This window comes from Pseudomonas sp. Pse35 (assembly GCF_024519715.1).
Classification (GTDB): Bacteria; Pseudomonadota; Gammaproteobacteria; order Pseudomonadales; family Pseudomonadaceae; genus Aquipseudomonas; species Aquipseudomonas paracarnis.
The window spans coordinates 112,777-130,714 of sequence record NZ_JALJRP010000001.1; the positions used below are offsets into that span (position 1 = coordinate 112,777).

Here is a 17,938-nt window from a genome sequence, read left to right on the forward strand (position 1 = left end):
TCCTAGCCAGCCTTGGCCGTGTAGTGCAGCTTAAGGATGATGTCGGTCAGCGATTCGAACAGGCGGTTCCGCGCCGCAACGTCAGTCGAGGTGAATTCCAACGCCCAGCTTGAAATAGCGCCCGTACCCTCAAAGGGCAAATAACGCTCATCGTCGAAACTGAAAGTGAACAGCCCATCGTCATCCACCCCGCCAGACAAAACGATTTGCTGGCTGGCCCGCAGGTTTTCCTTGAGGGTGTCGCCTATCTGCACGGCACTGTAGGTTTGGGTCAAGGTGGCGTGAATGTCTTCGTAGGGCCCCAGGACCACAGGCAACGACACGCTGATACGTTTGATCCGGCGCACGCTATGCCCAGGGTAATTGCTGTCGAACATGGGCTGCGTCAGCTGGAAATCGACGCGGCAGTTGTCTATCAGGCCAAGCTTGATGGTGTCCCAGTCCTGATTGATGGCGGAGGTCGGATCCTTGTCCTTGAGTTGGCGCAGGGACACCGTCTTGGTGATCTCCAGCCGTCGTTCATTGCGACTCAGGTACGCCGAATCCATTTTCAATAAGGACAACTTCAACGCCTCGCCGGCGCTCAAGCCTCGGTAGCTGTCCTTCCAGACGCCCGCCTGAATAAAGCGCGTGCTGAAGTCGGCGAGTTCAAATTGCCAACAGGCTTCGGCGGCCAGACACAGCGCCAAGGTGGCATCGTAGGCCTGGTAATAGAAGGTCGCGAACTGGCCGTTGAGCCATTGATAGAGTTGCGCATTGCTAAAACGGGTGCGCAGAAAATCATAGCTGGCCAACGCCTGATCCTGGGCGACGCGGGCCTGGTTCAATTGCAGGGTGGTGGCGCGGGCCTGTGCTTCAAGCACCTGCATTTGTGCCTCGATCTGGGCAATTTCCAGCGTGGCTTGGTCACGGGCTTGCATCCATTCCTGGTGGCGGCGGCGGAAGTTTTCAGCGCGGTCCGTCGCCTCCGCAATGGTATGGAGCATCGCCGCCCTGGCTGAAGAATAGGCACTGACCATTTCGGCGACGCCCTCCAGGCGCCATCCCCCGGAGGACGCTATGGCAACGGCACCATTAGTCAAACCCGCGTGAGCCCCGCCGCCGCCGCCAGCCGAATTGGGGGGGGCCTTCAGGCCACTGCCAACGGCATTGGCCACCTGACTGATGTTGTCCAACACCCGCCCTTCCAAGTGCAGCGCTGCAGCAGCTTTTTCACCGGCATTCACCACTTCATCGGCCAACTTACGGTAGAAATCCAGGCGCCCCTGAGCCAGCGCCTTACTCGCCTCCAGTGCTTTTTTCTGCTCAAGGTCAATCGCTTGTGCCTGTTGTTGCAGGTCCACGGCAAACTGGGCGAACTCCCAAGCCTGGTGGTATTGCAGCTCCTGCAGTTGCGCCTGTTCCTTGCGCTCGATCAATGACAACAACGTATTGCCAAATTGGATCAGGGTTTCCACAGCACTGCTGGCACGGTTGTGCATCACACTGTAGCGATAAGGTGGCACCTCCTGGGCCAACAACCGCGCGGCACCACCGGAGGCCGCGCCCTGACCGAACGCCGCCAGCAGATCGCGCGGGTTCAAGGGGGCGGCAAACAAGGGCAGCATCAGCGGCTTGCCGTCCAGCGTACGGTTGTTACGCAGGTTGTCCAGGCGCGCCTCGGCGGTATCCCAGTTCTGGACCAACTCACGGTTGAAGGGCAAGCGCAGGTATCTGTTATCCAGATCAAGCAGGGTAGGGTCGGGCGCGAAAGTGCGCAGGTACAGCGGCGGTTCGGCGAAGTGGTAGAGCGACTCGCCATCGTTGGCCGCGGCACTCTCTTCGCGTAGTTGGTCCTGCCGGATCAGGCGCTGTTCGAACTCGCGCAATTTTGAGTTGGTGGCGTCGCTCAGGGTTTTCAGGGGGATCGGTTGCCAATGGTCCACCACGTTGATATCAGGGCGCGGCCCCAGCAGGTCAAGCACGCGCACGTACCACAGCTTGGCCGCTACGAGGCTGTCGGGGGTCAGTTGCCGGTAGGCGGCGTCACCCCGGTCCAGCAGGTTCTTGATGTAGAACATGTAGATCGCCTTGCGATAGCGCACCGGGTGGCTGCTAGCGATACCGTCCGGATCGGCGGGTTTGCGCGACACGTAGTCCATTTCTACCGGGTCATCCATCAAAGGCCGTACGTTCCAGTAGGCCGGACGGCCCTTCTCGTCTTTTTTGCGCGAAGGGTCGAAGATAAAGCCCAGCCACTGTTCGGCGCCTTCGAAGTTTTGCTCCTGGTTCAGACGGTGGCTGACCATGAAAGGCAGGTGCAGGAACAACTCCCAGAAATACAAGCCGTTGGCACCGTGAAAATCCATCTGGTTAATGGCCGCTGGTGGATTGAGAGGGGGCTCTTCAAGGAGCTGAGTATCCCAGGACAGCAGGTTTTCCAGGGCGATATTGGCGCGGTTGATCAACTCGCGTGCAAACAATGTATTCATGCGGATGGGTTGGCGTGGAGCGGTGCCGGCATCGTTTAGCTTGATGCCAGAGTTGGTGAAATCGATGAATTCGGCGATGCCCAGAGTTGGGCTGGCACGGGTGTTGATGCGAGGGGCGATCAGCGGTGTGGTGACTTGCGCGACAAGCTCCAGTTCTACGTAGGTCATTTTCAGGGCATGTCCCAAAACCTGCCAGGTGGTACCGTTGAACACCTTGATACCATGGATAATCGGAATTTTTTTTGAGCCGATGGGCCAGGCTCCCGGCCAGTCAGGCAACAGGGTTTCAGGGTTAATGGGGAGCTTTAATGTATGGGTGTCGGGTGGATTTATTACTGCGAATCCACCGGAGTGCCAAAGTGACGCCGCGCCAGGATTAGCTGCCATCGGATCACTCAGATTCAGAGGTCGCAGAATAACGTGCTGAAAAACATAAGTAGGGGGCCTTATAAACTCCTGGACCTCAGCGTGACGGAATCCAGCAGGCCAATCCGTCTGCACTGTTTTTAATACTAAACCGGTGTGCATCAAATAATCACGCACCAGCACAGCAATCTTAGAAGATATTGATATAAAACCATTTGCATCCGGCAGACCAAGAGTACAATGATGAACATCATATGTGTCACACAAGAAATAAGACAATAACCCGCTTCCAACGTATCCATTAGTACGAGAAGATATCAAACTAACCCTACACCTCCCCCCACCACTAAACTGCGAACCACTCAACACTTGAATTCTAGAACCGTTCAAAAGCGTCTCATAGCCCGCCGTTTGGTTTGCGGGCAAAACCATTTCAAGCTTATATCTATCTTGCGTCTCCGAATCAAAAGCCGTTATAGAAAACGTCACATCCGGAGGCTTTGAAAATACAGCTGATATTTTAGATTTAAAGAACACTTCCCCTGTAGACTTATCATAAGTAACATCATCCCCACGGGAAGGGCTAACAATCGAAACCTGCCTCTCTTCAAAATTCCAGTTATCCAGCTCTTGATGCGGCCGATGCGACTCGACACTTTTCAGCGCTATACTAAGCTCAGGCACTTTGAACTGAAACCGCCCTTTATTATCCTGAGCAAATAACCTTCCCACCCTCAAGACATGGGGTGCCTTGATCTCCTTTCGAGTTCCGATACTGGGCACATACCCACGATTGGGAAACAGCGCCGTTACATTAAAGTTCTTATCGATCATCGCCGTTTTTAGAAACGCATATTGATCCGCCGCACCATCCGTCGCATTACCTGCGGTATACCCCATATACATCGCCACAAACATCGACTCCGGCATTGTCGAACTGTCGGCCACGGCAATGCTCTCAACCTGCTCCGCCAAGTCCGTAGTCTTGAACAACGGTGACTCACTCCAGGCTTCAATGACGGTTTGCGGCATACTCCAACTGTCGTCGTACTTCTTGTAGACCATGTTCAAGCGCAACATCGGGTTACTGTGTACTTTGATAACCGGTGAACCCGGATCTGGCGGTGTGGGGGTACCACCTGGGAGATAACCTTCTTCAACCGTCATCTGAGAAGGGTTGTTATCCACACACTCCACCCACAATACAAACAAGCGGTTATTAAACAACACTGGCCTGATGGTGCGCTCAATCGCACTGGCCGAAATCGGCAAGTTAGCCTTGTGCCAGTCTGACCACGCCCCCGGCTGCGGATAATCGAACTTTGGCCGGTTGGGATCCGTGCCGTTGAGGTTCATGTAAGTACGCTGGGACATATCCACCGAGCGCCAGTAGTACACACTCTCGGCCCGGGACTTGCCGATAAAGTAATACATGCCATTCTTGAAATCGGTGGTATTGATGTAACCATTGATAATCGTCAGGTTGGCCACTTCCTCAAAGCTCGCCAGATAAGACAGCACCGCTTCCTGAGTGGTGTCGATCTCGATCTTGTTCTGATTGAGGTCGTTTTCCAGTTGCTGGAAATACTTGGATTTGGTCAGGCGCAACGAGGGGTCGATATACAGTTCCGGGTAATAGCTCAACTGCTGGTTGGCCGCCCAGATGGGGTATTGGCAGTCGATCTCGCGCCACTGCCTGATCAGGTGATCTTCCATCACTTTGGTTTCATAGCCCGGCTCCATGCCCATCAGCGCGGCATTGATGTACTGCTGAATACTGGCGATGGCCGAGGCCACCGGGCTGGTGGGCACGGCCTGGCTGACCTGCACATCCAGCAGCTTGTATTGGTAGAGGTCGTTGGCGGTCTTGATTTTGTCGCTCAACTGGGCGTCGACAAACTCCGCTGCGTTCGGTACCACCTCATCCAGATAGTAGGCCACCAGGGCATCGCGCAGGGTTTCGTTGAGCTGGCTATCGATTGAGCTGGACATGCTCGCTCCTTATTCATCGTAAAAGTGCGCAGGCGCTCAGCGCCGGGCAGCCATGACCGCATTGCCTACCGCTTGCCAGGCCACCCCCGTACTGTCGCCGTGCAGGGCTGTGGCCCTGAGCAAGTCCGCCGCAGCCAGCCCGCTGGCGGCACAGGTGGCTTGGCTGCGCAGGATCCAGTCGATGTCGGCCATGGAGCAGGCGCGCTTTTGCGCCAGCAGTTGGAAAAGCTCATGCACGTCGTCCTGCCGCCACCCCAACAGCCTGGCCAAAACGGAAGCGGCCTGGTCGCTGACTGCAGCGCGCAATGTTTTGTTTTTGAGCGCTGTTTTTCCGGGGTTGGCCGCGATGAAATAACCCAGCAATGCCTCCTCCGCCTGGCTTTGGCCATGAAACCACTGACTGTAGCGGCTCAGCAGGTAGAAGCTCTTGAGGTTCAACTCCAGATTTCTACCCGGAACTCCCAGCCATTGCGGATTAAGCAAAAACACACGCAAGGCACTGGTGCTCAACCGCAGGTCCATCACCACTGTCCCATGACGCAATACACGCTCGAGTTGATTGATCAATGAGTCATTGGCGGCTGCAGTAGCCAGCCCCAACACCGCTGACAACAGGGCGTGTACCGAGGTTTGTGCCCAACGCAGTACAACTTGGGTGCGGTCCATCGGCAGGTTGATCATTTCTTGTGCCAAACCTTCGATCAGCCGCAGTTGGCGGTCATGCCCGGCCAGTAACAAGCCGACAAGCTTCGCCACGCTCTGCTCACGTTCATCTGGGAAGAGGTTCAACTGCCCCACTCGATAGTTAATCGCTTCTTGCAAGTACTGATGGGGGTCTTCGAGACCTGTGAGCGGAACAGGCCTCACGAGCCCCTGCGGGTCCAGCAAATACTGCAGCACTTCGCGCCATTTGATGGGCTCTCGTGCGGCAGCGGACTTGGGCCGTTCATAAACAGGCAGATTCAGCGCCGAGATCTGCTCATCGGTAATCAATACCTCTCGCGTCGCGGCGGCCAATATGCCCAAGCGGTCCACCAAGCCTTGGGGGGGCAGGTAATCTCCAGGCTCCAGGCCCAACGCGCGGCGTACCCCGGTAACACTTTGCTTGCTGTCCTTGAGCCAATTCACGGCCCAATCCATCTGCATCAACACATCGAGAACGTCAGGCGCGGGCGCCATTGCATCCTCTTCCCAAGCCTCTACGGTCGGTAGGTGTCTTTTAGGCAGCGTGCCGCACTTTACTTGCAGGTGGTGAACTGAAGACGGTTGGCTGGTTATTACCTCCCAAGCTGTCCTTGAAAGGCGCTTGCCGCTGAGCGACAACGTCCCACCAGCGCTCAACGGTTCAAGCGTAAGCGCGCTGCCGTCAGGATTGCGCACGAAGTTTTCTTCGTCTGAATGCTGGGGCTGCCGTTCCAGGGTAAACACCCGCGTGCCAGCTGCTGATGCAAAGTCGGTCCCCGCCAGCACAAACAAGGCTGAACCTGGCAGCAGACGCAATAAGGTACCTTCATGCGCGGCATCAACCACCAGCACCAGCCTGATGCTCATATCGCTGGCGCCCTGCGCAGTCAACGACCATGGCCTGAGGGACGACAATGAGGGTTGTAGCAGGCGCCCGGTACAGAGTAATCGCTGGTACTCCAGCCCCCCCAGCATATCCACCAGGCCCCAGCCTTCCTCCGGCGACAAGCCAAACATTTGCGGAATACGCGCCTGACGGTAGAGCGAGGACAGGGTGCCAAGGTCGCGGAGTAACGGCCCAACAAAATCCTTCGTTTGGTTGGCCAAGCGAGAAAGCGATGACTCTGTAGGCTCAAGGCCGAGCGCGGCACAGAGTTGTGCGACGATTTTTTTGTTCGCAGCGTCTGTCCCACTGACATTAAAGGCGGCTCTATTGAGTTCCAACGGCGTATCGAACAGCGCAGCAGGGTTAAAGACTTGGTCAAACAGCGGCACCTTGTCACCCGTGGCGTAAGGCGTGAGATCGTGGAGGAACGCCGCAAATTCTTCGGGCTTGATGCCATAACGTCGGCTGAAATAACGATAAACACCCAAGACCCGCAGGGTATTGGTGTTCAGGTCCATGGTCAGGTTGTGTTCACCCTCGCTGCGGATGGCGCAAATGAGCAGCGTGTCCAGTTCGGCATAGGACATGTCCATACCCAGGTCTTTCTTCAGCCAGCGCTGCAGACGAATCATGCGTTGCAGGCGGTCAAACCGTTGAGGGGACGTTTTAGTCAGGTACCAGACCGTGCGGCTACCGAGCGTGGTTTCCTTGAGGCCCATGGAATTGTCGAACTGGTCCGCACACGTCGAGACAACGGTAGCAGGCACAACACTGTCATAACGCTCGCTGCCATGGCCGTTGACATAACACGCGCCATAGTGAGAGGCGTGCGGGTATGCCTTGCCGACGCCATTGCCCCCCGTCCATTGTGGGTTGCCGCTGGGGCAATTGGGAGACACGTGGGGGAAATACTGACGCTGGGATAAAAGCGCCTCGACCTGCTCGGCATCCAGCTCCGAACGTTGCATGAACGTCTCGAGCTGCACCAGTGGGTTGTCAAGGTGGCCAATACCTTGGAGACCGTAACTGCGCTGAAAAAACTCCTGCTGCTCGGCCGTCCATGTCACGTACTCATCCAGGACAATGGTGAAGCTGAGTACCGCCAGTGAAACGGGCCTAGTGGTAGTGCCCGTGGTGGTGGTGACAGTAAATGAGGCTCGATAGCCCGGTTCGATAGGAAACGGTTCTTCTCCCCCCCAGCGGATAACTGTGCAGATTGTTGAGGTATTCGCGGGGTGAAGATAATTAGGCGTCCAAATATTAGCCGTGTTCGCATATAACGGCGTCCCAGAATTAATCCAGAAAAGACCCTCTCGTTTAGTATCGTCAGGCCCCGAGAATTCAATCGTTGCCGTGCTCGTCAATTTCCCTTGGTTGACTAAGGTTTCTGCCTGAGACACAACAGACTTCAGGCTTGACTGTGGGGATATCAGTAAAGCAATCCTGATGGCCGAATGCGGACTCAGATGAGAAGTCCCCGGCCCTGCCCAGGTCTGCGTCAGCTGAGCCTTCGATAGATAAAACGTGGTGAACAATGAAGGTTCGATCAACAGTTGCTGTTGCTGAGGGCTTAACCCCGACATCAACAGTTGCGCTTGCGCTGCAGTGTTCTGCACCGCGCCATAATCGTTCAAGCCCCGTTGGCTGATGGGCAACTGCAAGCTGATACGGTAGTTCAACTCCCCCAACTCAAGCTTCTTTTCGGCCAGCCCTAATCGGCATTGGTGGTGAGGGTAGTAATACGGAAACATGAACGGATAGCGCCGCTCGGCCAGCACGTCGTAAATCGGCTTGTTGGCATCCGGCTTTCCTGTCCGGTACCGGGCGATGTCGGCCATGAGTATCTCATTGACCAACTCCAGCATCGGTCTGGGGGTAAAGGTGCTTTGCTGGTCAATGATCAACCCCTCCAGATCGGGCCGCCGAGTCCTCAACAGAATCTTGGGCCGATCACCCTGGCCGGAGCCTTCCAGGGTGCGCGTAGCGAAACGATATTGAGCGCTGAGGTAGGCCACCGGCGAATCGACCGCCGCCATCGCGCCGACTTTGCAGAACTCATCCCAGTTTTCCTTGAACAGGTTCGGGAAACTCGGCCCGACATCGACCAGCGCACGCACACCGGTCTGCTGGCCCTGGTACTGGGTTCTGCCGTTGGATACCTGGTGCTCACGGTACAGCCGACCGATCTGCACCGCATAGCACATGGCATTGTCATAGGCCACCTCGCCATCCGCCTCGCAGATCTCACCCAGGCGTTGGACGAAGTGGGGCTTGGGTTGGGCGATGATGTCGAACACCGACGCCATGCCCAATTGCTGCATCGCGGTGATGAAGCTGACTTTTTCCAGGCCCACTTGCCGTTCGGGCTCGTTGACCAACGTAAGAAGCAGACGGTCAGTTCTCGAGTCGTTGTCCATGCCCACGCATTCCCTCAGGTAGAGATACACCGCTACGTCCAACAAACTGAGTGGTTCTAAAAAATAAAGAACCTGTGAACTCTGACAGTAACGACGAACGGTACCTGGGGACGGCCGAACACCAGAGCTACCTGAATTGGACGAGTCTGCAGTTGGCGGAAACTGGCTTGGCTTTGGTGGAAGCTTGCATTGATGGCTTGCAGGCCGATGCTTGTGCTCAGTAAGTCAGTCATCGCGGGCGAGCCCACTCCCACAGTTTGACCGGGTACGTCCTTGGAATAGGGTCAACCTGTGGGAGCTGGCTTGCCTGCGATGGCGTCCGTGCGGCCAGCACAATGCTCAAGCTAACCCATCCCGCCTACGCTTAAGTTAGGATGCTCGTTCCCTATTCGAGGTGGTCTCCATGTTCTTCGGCGTTCTCCTGATCATCACCTGGCTGATCCTGCTGCTGCGCTACCCGGCCAAGGCGCTGCCGGTATCGTTGGCCGCTGCCGTCGGCCTGGGGTTTGTCGCGGTTTGGGTGGTATGGCTGGACAATCGCGAAGCGTCACAACTGGCGCGTCTTGAGTTGCGCATCACCTACGCGCCGCAAGACTGCCCCGCCGACCGACCGCTCAAACTGACCCTCAACAACGGCAACGATGTACCGCTCACCGAACTGCGCTGGCGCGTGGCCGCCTACGCACCGGGCGATACGGTCAACCTGGCCGACAATGTCTACGCCGCCCCACGCTATCGCGGCCCCGGCGAGTTGCAGGCGGGCGCCACCTGGGATGACTGCCTGCCCACCCCGCCGCTGCGCCCCGGCTATCGCCCACAAACCCTGGAATTTCGCGCCGAGCACCTGCAAGGCAGTTTCTCGGACTGACAAAGGATGGACCCATGCCCAACGTACTGATCACCGGTTGCTCCAGCGGCATCGGCCGCGCCCTCGCCGACGCGTTCAAAGCCGCAGGCTTCGAGGTATGGGCCAGCGCCCGCCAACCCGATGACGTCGCCGCCCTCGCGGCCGCAGGCTTCAATGCTGTGCAGTTGGACGTCAATGACAGCGCCGCTTTACAACTCCTGGCCGGGCAATTGAGCGAGCTGGATGTACTGGTCAACAACGCCGGCTACGGCGCCATGGGCCCGTTGCTCGACGGCGGTACCGAGGCGATGCAACGCCAATTCGAAACCAATGTGTTTTCCATCGTCGGCGTGACCCAGGCGCTGTTCCCTGCCTTGCGTCGCAGCAAGGGCCTGGTGGTGAATATCGGCAGTGTTTCCGGCGTATTGGTGACGCCGTTCGCCGGCGCCTACTGCGCATCCAAAGCCGCCGTGCATGCGTTGAGCGACGCCCTGCGCATGGAGCTGGCACCGTTTGGCGTGCGGGTGATGGAAGTGCAGCCTGGTGCGATCAATACAAGCTTTGCGAAGAATGCCGGCGCCCAGGCCGAGTTACTGATCCAGGAACAGTCGCCATGGTGGCCATTGCGCGAGGGCATTCGTGCACGCAGCCAAGCGTCCCAGGACAAGCCAACCCCGGCCAGTGAGTTTGCTGCAGACGTGCTCAAGGCGGTGCAGCAAGCGCAACCGCCGCGCCTGTTGCGTTCGGGCAACGGCAGCCGCGCGTTACCGTTGATGGCGGCGCTGTTGCCCAAGGGGTTGCTGGAGAAGGTGCTGAAGAAGCGCTTTGGCTTGGGCGGTAGGCTCTAAGGTTTCATGAAATCAATAAACGCCCGCACCTTCAGCGGCAAATGCCGCGTGTCCGGATACATCGCGTAAACCCCTTGCGGCGCAAAGCGGTGGTCCGCCAACAGGCGCACCAAGCGTCCCGCGTCGACATCCCCCTGCACCAACCATTGCGGTAAAACCGCCACACCGTGGCCGCGCACCGCAAATGCCTGGAGGACCGCCGCGCTGTCGGCCACCAAGGCTGACGGGCCGGCTCGATAAGGGTGTTCGAGACCTGCCGGGTCGGTGACGCTCAGTTCGCTCAAGCGGCCGTGGCCCAGCCTGGGCAACTGCTCCAACTCAGCCAGGGTTTGAACTGCGGCAAACTGCGGCGCCGCGACGGCGAACACGTCGAATGTGGACAACTGCACGGCGCGGTGATTGGAGTCCAGCAAGCGCCCCAGCCGAATCGCCACGTCAAAACGCTCGGAGATCAGATCGGCGTGGGTGGAGGATGTGGATAAGTGGATATTCAGGTCCGGGTGCAGGCGTCGAAAGGCTTCTACCGCCGGAGCAACTACAGCCAGGGCATATTCGACAGTGGTGGTGATGCGCAGGGTGCCTTTGAGCTGGGCATGTTCACTGCGGGCTTCTTCTACCGCCAGGCGGGCCTCTTCAAGCATGCGCGTGCAGCGCAGGTAGAAGCGCTCACCCGCGTCGGTCAGTGCCAGTTGGCGGGTGTTGCGGGTCAGCAGGGTGACGCCGAGTTCCGCTTCCAGGCGCTTGAGGTTGAAGCTGACCACGGCGCGAGTCTGGCCCAGCAGGTCCGCGGCAGCGGTGAGCGAGCCGGCCTCGACCACGGCCTTGAAAGTGTCAAAACGGTCCAGGCTGACCATGGTGGACGCCCTCCTTTGTCAAAAAATTTTTGACAAACTAGCAGGCAAACCGACGTATCCCAAACCCTGCGTGCGGCCTACCCTGCCGGCTCCACTCGCAGGAACGCGTTCATGACCTACCGCTCGAAAGTCGCCTGGATCTTTTTGTTGGGCTTTGCCCTGGACCTGGTGAACATGTTTGTCGCCACCGTCGCCTACCCGGATATCGCCCGCGAACTGCACGCCTCGGTCACCCAGTTAGCGTGGATCAGCAATGCCTACATGCTCGGGCTGACAGTGATCATTCCCTTGAGTGTGTGGTTGGCGGCGCTCATGGGCGAGCGCACCCTGATCGCTACCAGCCTGCTGCTGTTTGCCGGCGCCTCGGTGATGGTCGGCCAGGCTGGCTCCATCGAAGCGTTGATAGCTTGGCGCGCCTTGCAGGGGCTCGGCGGCGGCTTACTGATTCCGGTGGGGCAAGCCATGGCTTACCGACACTTTCCCGCGGTCGAGCGTAGCCAATTGACAGCGCGGGTGATGTCGGTGGCGTTGCTGGTGCCAGCGCTGTCCCCGGCGTTGGGTGGGGTGATTGTGGACAGCCTGTCCTGGCGTTGGATTTTCTACGCCAACCTGCCTCTGGCGCTAGTGCCCCTGCTGCTGGCACTGCTGTGGATAAAACCCGATGTGCCTTTAACCGAGCGCCCGCCCCTGGACCTGGGCAGTGTGTTCAAACAAGCCGCCAGCCCGATGCTGCGCGTGGCAATGCTGGTTTACCTGTGTATTCCGGGAGTATTTATCGGCACCAGCCTGATCGCCATCCTGTACGTGCGTGGCCTGGAGTATGACGCCACCCAGACCGGCGCGCTCATGCTGCCGTGGGCACTGGCCTCGGCCGTGGCGATCTACCTGAGCAAGCGACTCTTCAATCGCTTTGGCCCCAAACCCTTGTTACTGGCCGGCATGGCGCTGCAATGCGGCGGTATCCTGCTGCTCAACGAGCCGACGCTGATTATTGCGGCCTACGTCTTGATGGGCCTGGGCGGCAGCTTGTGCAGCAGCACCGCACAAACCCTGGCCTTTCTGGATATTCCCGCCGAGCGCATGGGCCACGCCAGCGCGTTGTGGAACATGAACCGGCAAGTGAGTTTCTGCGTGGGCGCCGCCGTGCTCAGTGCAGTACTGTCGGCGTTGGATTCCTTCGCGATTACCTTCACGATGGCGGCAGCTCTGACCCTGTTGCCGCTTTTCGCAGTGTTGCGCCTGGATTCTTCCAGGGTACGCGCGCTGCTTCACCCTTGCAGCGAGCCCAAACATGATTGACTACAGCGATTTTTTTGAAGAAGTGATCCAGACCCACGTCGAGATCGAACAATGGTTTGCCGGCGTTGCGCCTGAGGGCACGCTGGAAAACCTGCTGGCGCGCTTCTCACCCGAGTTCAGCATGGTGGCGCCCGCCACCGGTACGCGGGTCAACACGGCCGGGGTCAATGCCTTGTTCACACGCCTGGGCGGGATGCGGCCGGGGTTGAAAATCACCTTGAGTGAAATGACCGGGATTGACCGGCATGCACGCGGCGCGACGGTCACGTATCGCGAGCATCAGATTGACGACAGTGGCACCCAGACCGACCGCCGCGCCACAGTGGTGTTCGAGAAACAGGCCAGTGGCGCGCTGCTGTGGCGGCACTTGCATGAGACCTTTATCAAAGCCTGACGCGGTCAACTGTGGGAGCTGGCTTGCCTGCGATAGGGGTGTGTCAGCTACAAATACTTCAACTGACAGTCCGCTATCGCAGGCAAGCCAGCTCCCACAGTTTAGTTTTGTGTTGGGTTGACGATCACGGTGCAGGTAATCCCGGCCGCCAACAACACGCCCTCCGGCACTTCATCAATGTGAATCCGCACCGGCACACGCTGGGCCAAGCGCACCCAGTTGAAGGTCGGGTTCACATCGGCGATCAGTTCACGGCTCTCGGGGTTGTCGCGATCGTAGATGCCGCGCGAGATGCTTTCCACATGGCCCTTCAAGGTCTCGCCGCTCATCAATTGCATATCGGCTTTGTCGCCCACCTTCACGTGGGGCAGTTTGGTTTCTTCAAAGAAGCCATACACCCAGAACGAGTTCATATCCACCACGGCCATTTTCGCTTCGCCGATACGCGCATAGTCGCCACGGTGCACATTGAGGTTGGTGACATAACCGTCCACCGCCGCCAGTACTCGCGTGCGTTTCAAGTTGAGTTCGGCGGCCTCCAGTTGTGCCAGGGCGTGCTGGTAATCGGCCAGGGCCGAGTCGGCGATGTTGCTGGCGTCGTCGCGGTTTTCCCTGGAGATCACCAGGGCGTCGAGGTCGGCGCGGCGGTGCGCGTTGACCTTGCGCATTTCCCAGGTGGCCTTGCGGGAGGCCACCAGCGATTGCGCTTGCTTGACGGCAATGCGGTAGTGCTCGGGGTCGATCTGCATCAGCAGGTCGCCTTTTTTCACCAACTGGTTATCGCGTACCGGTACGTCCACCACTTCGCCGGTGACGTCAGCCGCCACATTGATAATGTCGGCGCGCACCCGACCATCGCGGGTCCACGGCGTTTGCATGTAGTGCACCCACAACGTGCGGCCAATCCAGATCGCCAACGCCAGAACCAGCAAGGTGGCGAGCAGGCTGAAAAACTTTTTCATCGGGGCATTCTCAACGGTAGACGCTCAGCGCCAGGGCGCCGAACAGGCAAGCGAACAGGCTCAGGCGCAGCAGCGCCGGGTGCCAGAAGAAACGGTACAGGTCGAACCCGGCCAGGAAGCGATCAATCGCCCAGGCCAGCCCGGCTGCGATCAAGAACATCAGGGTCATGGTCGGCATATAGATGCCGTGGAATGCAATTTCACGAGGCATTCGGGGCTCCTTTGAGGGCGGCCAGAGGCGATTGCGGGTCGAGCAACGAGGTGCGAATAAAGTGCAGGTAGCTCTTCACACGGCGCAGGGCCGAGGTGTCGAAGTGCGGGGCGAAGGGTTCGTCGGTGGCCTGCACACGGCTGATCGCATGGTCGACGGCAATCAACCCGCGCTCTAGGTTGCTGGCGCTGGGTTGCAGGAACAGCCGCACCAGCGAGCGCCCCATCACGCGGATCGCCTGGCGCCACGGCTGCGATTCGGCATACGCCGGGTGCACCGGCAAAATCGCCTGCTCCTTGCGCAGCTCGATGATCGCGTGGCCGACCTCCAGCACCACGAACATCCAGCGCAGCAAATCGCGCTGCACCTGCGGCTCGCCGGCCGCGAGGCCATACGCCTGGTGCAGCAGGTCGCGGGTGCGGCTTTCAAAGCTCGACGCCAGGCCCTTGAGCTTGCCGCTGATGGCATACACCACTTGCTCACGCAGGTCTTGCTCCAGGCGGCGCCACAACCAGCGGCTGTTGGGCGGCAGGATGATCGCACCCGCCGCCGCGCACACCAGCATGCCGATGACCATGGCGATGTAGTCGTTGATAAAGGTGTAAGGGTTGTAGACCGTAAGGTTGTCCGGCACCGAACCGGTGCTGAAGAAGATCAACAGGCCCACACCCACACCGGCGTATTGCGGGCGTGAAGACAGAAAGGCCCCGAAGATGATCACCGGCGCGAGCATCACGCACAGCAGCGGGAAACCGTCGATCCAGGGGAACACAAAGAACATTTCGACAAAGCCGACCAAGGCGCCGATCAAGGTGCCGCAGGCCATCTGGAACGCCATGCGCTTGGGGTTGGGCGTGGCAGCAGACAGGCCCACCGTGGCCGCCGCGATCAGGGTCATGGTGGCGCCGCTGGGCCAGGCCGTGGCCACCCAGTAACTGCCCAGCACAACCAGGATAAACGAAGCGCGCACCCCGGCAGCGGCACAGGCCAACCAGTTGGTCTTTGGCGTGTAGGCTTCGTGCCAATCCTCCCGTGCATGGCGATGCTCGGCCAGGGAGGCGTGGGTTTGCGCGTAGTTGTGCAGGTCGTCGACGAAACGGTACAGCAGCTCGTAGGCAGTGTGGAAATCCAACTGCTCGGCGTCCGTCGGGTTGCCCTCCTGGAAGCTCGCCCGCAGGCTGCGCACCTTGGCGGGCAGGCCGTCCTTGTAGGCGCTCAGTTGGTTGACCAGGCGCGCGGCATCGGGGCTGGTGAGGGCGCGGCCAGAGAAGCTGTCGAGCACTTCGGCCAGGTCTTGCAGGCCGGGTTTGATCGCTGCCACCACATGGTCGGCCTCATCGGCGCGCAAGCGTTCGAGCAATTGGTGCAAGGCGTTGAAGCGTGTGGTGATGCTCATGAATTCGCTGTTGAGGCGACTGAGCCGCCCGTTGCGCCGACGCATGTGCGGGTCCTCAAACACGGTGACGCTACGCAAGCCTTCCAGGCCCACGGCTTCGGCAATAAAGCGCACGTTGCTGGCCTCGAAGCCTTCGCGCTGGCTGCGCCCGCGCAGGCCGTCGGTCACGAACAATGCGAACACGCCGAAGCGCTGGTACAGCGCGTTGCGCATGGCGGCGCTGGAGGTCTGCGGCAGGATGGCGGCGCTGACCAGTGTCGAGCACAGTATCCCCAGGGAGATTTCCAGCACCCGCCACACCGCCGCCATGAAGGCGCCGTCCGGGTGGGCCAGGGCCGGCAGGCCGACCATCGCCGCGGTGTAGCCGGCGAGCACGAACCCATAGGCGCGAAAGTTGCGGTTGCGCGTGGCACCGGCGGTGCAAATGCCGACCCAGATCGCCAGCGCCCCCAGGAACAGTTCGGTGTTCTGCGCAAACAAGGCGATCAACAGCACCATCACCGCCGAGCCTGCCAAGGTCCCTAGGAAACGGTAGAAACTCTTGGCGAACACCTGGCCGCTCTGGGGCTGCATCACGATAAATACGGTGATCATCGCCGTGCGCGGTTGCGGCAGTTCCAGGCGCATGGCCAGCCACAGCGTCAGGAACGCAGCGACCAGCACTTTGAAGATATACACCCAGGTCACGCCATCACTGCGTGCCCAGTCGAAGAAACCACGGCGCCACTCAAGGGAATACAGCCAGCGCAGCGGTGCAGGCAGGGGGGTCATCAAGGCCTACTCAGTGATCAAACACGGCGAGCGCCGCCGGAGTCTTGCTTGGGAGTGTCTTGGCAGCCGTGGGCACATCATCGCCAGCACCGAGGCCGCCGCCCAAGGCGGTCACCAGCTCGGCATGGGCGCTGAGGCGAGCCGCCTGCACCTGTTGTTCGATCTGCTGCTGGCGAAACAACAAGGTTTGGGCGTTGAGCACGTTGAGGTAGTCAGTGAGGCCACGTTGATAGGCGACCATGGCGATGTCGTAGGTTTTCTGCGCCGAGGCCACCGACTGCGCGGCGAAGGCCGACTGTTTGTCCATGGACTCGCGGCGGATCAACTGGTCGCTGATGCCCTTGAGCGCATTGACCAGGGTCTGGTTGTACTGGGCCACCGCGATGTCGTAGCCGGCACTGGCTTCACCCAATTGCGCACGCAGGCGGCCGCCGTCGAAGATCGGCAAGGTGATCGCCGGGCCGACGTTGTAGTTGAATTTCTTGCCGGCCAGGAATTCCAGCATGCCGCCGCCGGTGGCCATGTAGCCAAGGCTGCCGACCAGGTCGACGTTGGGATAGAAGCCTGCATGAGCCACATCGATACCCCGTGCCTGGGCTGCTACCTGCCAGCGGCTTGCAACCACATCCGGGCGTTGGCCGAGCAATTGCGCCGGCAGGCTGGAGGGCAATTTCAACGGCGCGGCGAGGGCCAGGGTCGGGCGCTGCAATTGCGCGCCCTCCCCCGGGCCTTTGCCGGCCAACGCCGCCAGTTGGTTACGGCTCAGGGCGATTTCCTCGTCCAGGGCATCCAGTTGGCGATGGGTTTCCGGCAGCGGGGTTTCGGCCTGGCTGACGTCAAAGTGAGTGCCGATCCCGGCGGCCAGGCGTTTGTTGGCCAGGTCCAGGATCTGCTGTTGCTGGGCCAGAGTGGCGGCAGCGATGTCACGGTTGGCGTACTGCAACGACAGCTGGATATAGGCGCGCACCACGTTGTTTTGCAGTTCGAGTTGGGCCAGGCGCGCTTCGGCGGCGCTCATGTGCGCCAGGTCGACCGCACGTTCGGTCGTGTTGCTTTCCCGGCCCCACAGGTCGAGGGCGTAGCTCAGTCCCAGGGACGAATTGTTGTCCCAGGTGTTGGCGCCGCTCAATTCGCCAGGACCGTAAAACTGATCCTTCGGCCAGTTGTGGCGCTTGAGGGTGGTGTCGCTGTTGATCTGCAGCGACTCGGCCGACTCGGCCACCCCGGCCAGCGCTCGGGCTTGCCGTACACGGGCGGCGGCCACGGCCAGGCTGGGGCTGTTGCGGGTGGCGAGTTCGACCCAACGGTTGAGCTGCGGGTCGCCGTAGGCCTGCCACCATTGGGCGGTGGGCCAGTGGGCGTCGCGGGCGGCGCTCTGGATCGCGGCGTCGGTGGCCAGGCTATTGGCGTTGATCGCCTGGCCCTGCGGGGCGATTCCTCCGGTTCCGATGCAACCGCTGATGACTGACGTTAAGGCCCAAACACTGAGAGTCTTCAGCTCTCTGCTGATGCGACGCGGCACGGCAAGCGAATTCCTGAG

11 protein-coding genes are annotated in these 17,938 nt (G+C 59.6%); 4 read left to right on the forward strand and 7 right to left on the reverse strand.

Going from position 1 to position 17,938, the window contains the following annotated elements; translation table 11 throughout:
- Positions 1 to 2: 2 nt before the first annotated feature.
- A complete protein-coding gene (locus tag OC445_RS00480) occupies positions 3 to 4,829 on the reverse strand; it encodes a neuraminidase-like domain-containing protein (protein ID WP_262019906.1) in 4,827 nt (1,608 codons plus the stop codon).
- Between the two features lie 36 nt (positions 4,830 to 4,865).
- Positions 4,866 to 8,846, reverse strand: a complete 3,981-nt coding sequence (locus OC445_RS00485; RefSeq protein ID WP_262019907.1) for a Tc toxin subunit A — start codon at positions 8,844 to 8,846, stop codon at positions 4,866 to 4,868.
- A 373-nt stretch (positions 8,847 to 9,219) separates the two neighbouring features.
- Between OC445_RS00485 and OC445_RS00490 the strand changes: the two genes are divergently transcribed.
- Together OC445_RS00490 and OC445_RS00495 are read left to right on the forward strand one after the other, a co-directional pair.
- The gene (locus OC445_RS00490; RefSeq protein ID WP_034126362.1) at positions 9,220 to 9,684 is read left to right on the forward strand and encodes a hypothetical protein; all 465 of its coding nucleotides are present in this window, start codon (positions 9,220 to 9,222) and stop codon (positions 9,682 to 9,684) included.
- Positions 9,685 to 9,698: 14 nt separating this feature from the next.
- A complete protein-coding gene (locus tag OC445_RS00495) occupies positions 9,699 to 10,511 on the forward strand; it encodes an SDR family oxidoreductase (RefSeq protein ID WP_057976901.1) in 813 nt (270 codons plus the stop codon).
- Here OC445_RS00495 and OC445_RS00500 read toward each other — a convergent pair.
- Complete coding sequence (locus OC445_RS00500) at positions 10,508 to 11,365, reverse strand: LysR family transcriptional regulator (protein ID WP_054919259.1); 858 nt, start codon at positions 11,363 to 11,365, stop codon at positions 10,508 to 10,510. The genes OC445_RS00495 and OC445_RS00500 overlap by 4 nt on opposite strands.
- 111 nt (positions 11,366 to 11,476) lie before the next feature.
- Between OC445_RS00500 and OC445_RS00505 the strand changes: the two genes are divergently transcribed.
- Both OC445_RS00505 and OC445_RS00510 read left to right on the forward strand, forming a co-directional pair.
- Positions 11,477 to 12,664, forward strand: coding sequence for an MFS transporter (locus OC445_RS00505; protein ID WP_262019908.1), 1,188 nt, complete (start codon positions 11,477 to 11,479; stop codon positions 12,662 to 12,664).
- Positions 12,657 to 13,058 (forward strand): hypothetical protein, encoded by a 402-nt coding sequence (locus OC445_RS00510; RefSeq protein ID WP_034126358.1) that lies wholly within the window; start codon positions 12,657 to 12,659, stop codon positions 13,056 to 13,058. The genes OC445_RS00505 and OC445_RS00510 overlap by 8 nt, the downstream gene beginning before the upstream one ends.
- 101 nt (positions 13,059 to 13,159) lie before the next feature.
- On the opposite strand, the gene OC445_RS00515 is transcribed toward OC445_RS00510, so the two are convergent.
- Genes OC445_RS00515 through OC445_RS00530 form a run of 4 tightly spaced genes read right to left on the reverse strand, consistent with a single transcriptional unit; the run spans position 13,160 to position 17,920 of the window.
- Positions 13,160 to 14,020, reverse strand: coding sequence for an HlyD family secretion protein (locus OC445_RS00515; RefSeq protein WP_020301246.1), 861 nt, complete (start codon positions 14,018 to 14,020; stop codon positions 13,160 to 13,162).
- A 10-nt stretch (positions 14,021 to 14,030) separates the two neighbouring features.
- Entirely contained in the window at positions 14,031 to 14,231 is a 201-nt protein-coding gene (locus OC445_RS00520) for a DUF1656 domain-containing protein (protein ID WP_005784982.1), read from the reverse strand.
- Entirely contained in the window at positions 14,221 to 16,398 is a 2,178-nt protein-coding gene (locus OC445_RS00525) for an FUSC family protein (RefSeq protein WP_060772873.1), read from the reverse strand. Before OC445_RS00525 ends, OC445_RS00520 begins: the two co-directional genes overlap by 11 nt.
- 10 nt (positions 16,399 to 16,408) lie before the next feature.
- The gene (locus OC445_RS00530) at positions 16,409 to 17,920 is read right to left on the reverse strand and encodes an efflux transporter outer membrane subunit (RefSeq protein ID WP_057976890.1); all 1,512 of its coding nucleotides are present in this window, start codon (positions 17,918 to 17,920) and stop codon (positions 16,409 to 16,411) included.
- Between the last annotated feature and the right edge of the window lie 18 nt (positions 17,921 to 17,938).

Bases quoted from the DNA above. Each gene is read 5' to 3' on its own strand.
- OC445_RS00495 (WP_057976901.1), top strand. From the start codon at position 9,699: ATGCCCAACGTACTGATCACCGGTTGCTCCAGCGGCATCGGCCGCGCC.
- OC445_RS00500 (WP_054919259.1), bottom strand. From the start codon at position 11,365: ATGGTCAGCCTGGACCGTTTTGACACTTTCAAGGCCGTGGTCGAGGCC.
- OC445_RS00480 (WP_262019906.1), bottom strand. From the start codon at position 4,829: ATGTCCAGCTCAATCGATAGCCAGCTCAACGAAACCCTGCGCGATGCC.
- OC445_RS00505 (WP_262019908.1), top strand. From the start codon at position 11,477: ATGACCTACCGCTCGAAAGTCGCCTGGATCTTTTTGTTGGGCTTTGCC.
- OC445_RS00510 (WP_034126358.1), top strand. From the start codon at position 12,657: ATGATTGACTACAGCGATTTTTTTGAAGAAGTGATCCAGACCCACGTC.
- OC445_RS00525 (WP_060772873.1), bottom strand. From the start codon at position 16,398: ATGACCCCCCTGCCTGCACCGCTGCGCTGGCTGTATTCCCTTGAGTGG.
- OC445_RS00515 (WP_020301246.1), bottom strand. From the start codon at position 14,020: ATGAAAAAGTTTTTCAGCCTGCTCGCCACCTTGCTGGTTCTGGCGTTG.
- OC445_RS00520 (WP_005784982.1), bottom strand. From the start codon at position 14,231: ATGCCTCGTGAAATTGCATTCCACGGCATCTATATGCCGACCATGACC.
- OC445_RS00490 (WP_034126362.1), top strand. From the start codon at position 9,220: ATGTTCTTCGGCGTTCTCCTGATCATCACCTGGCTGATCCTGCTGCTG.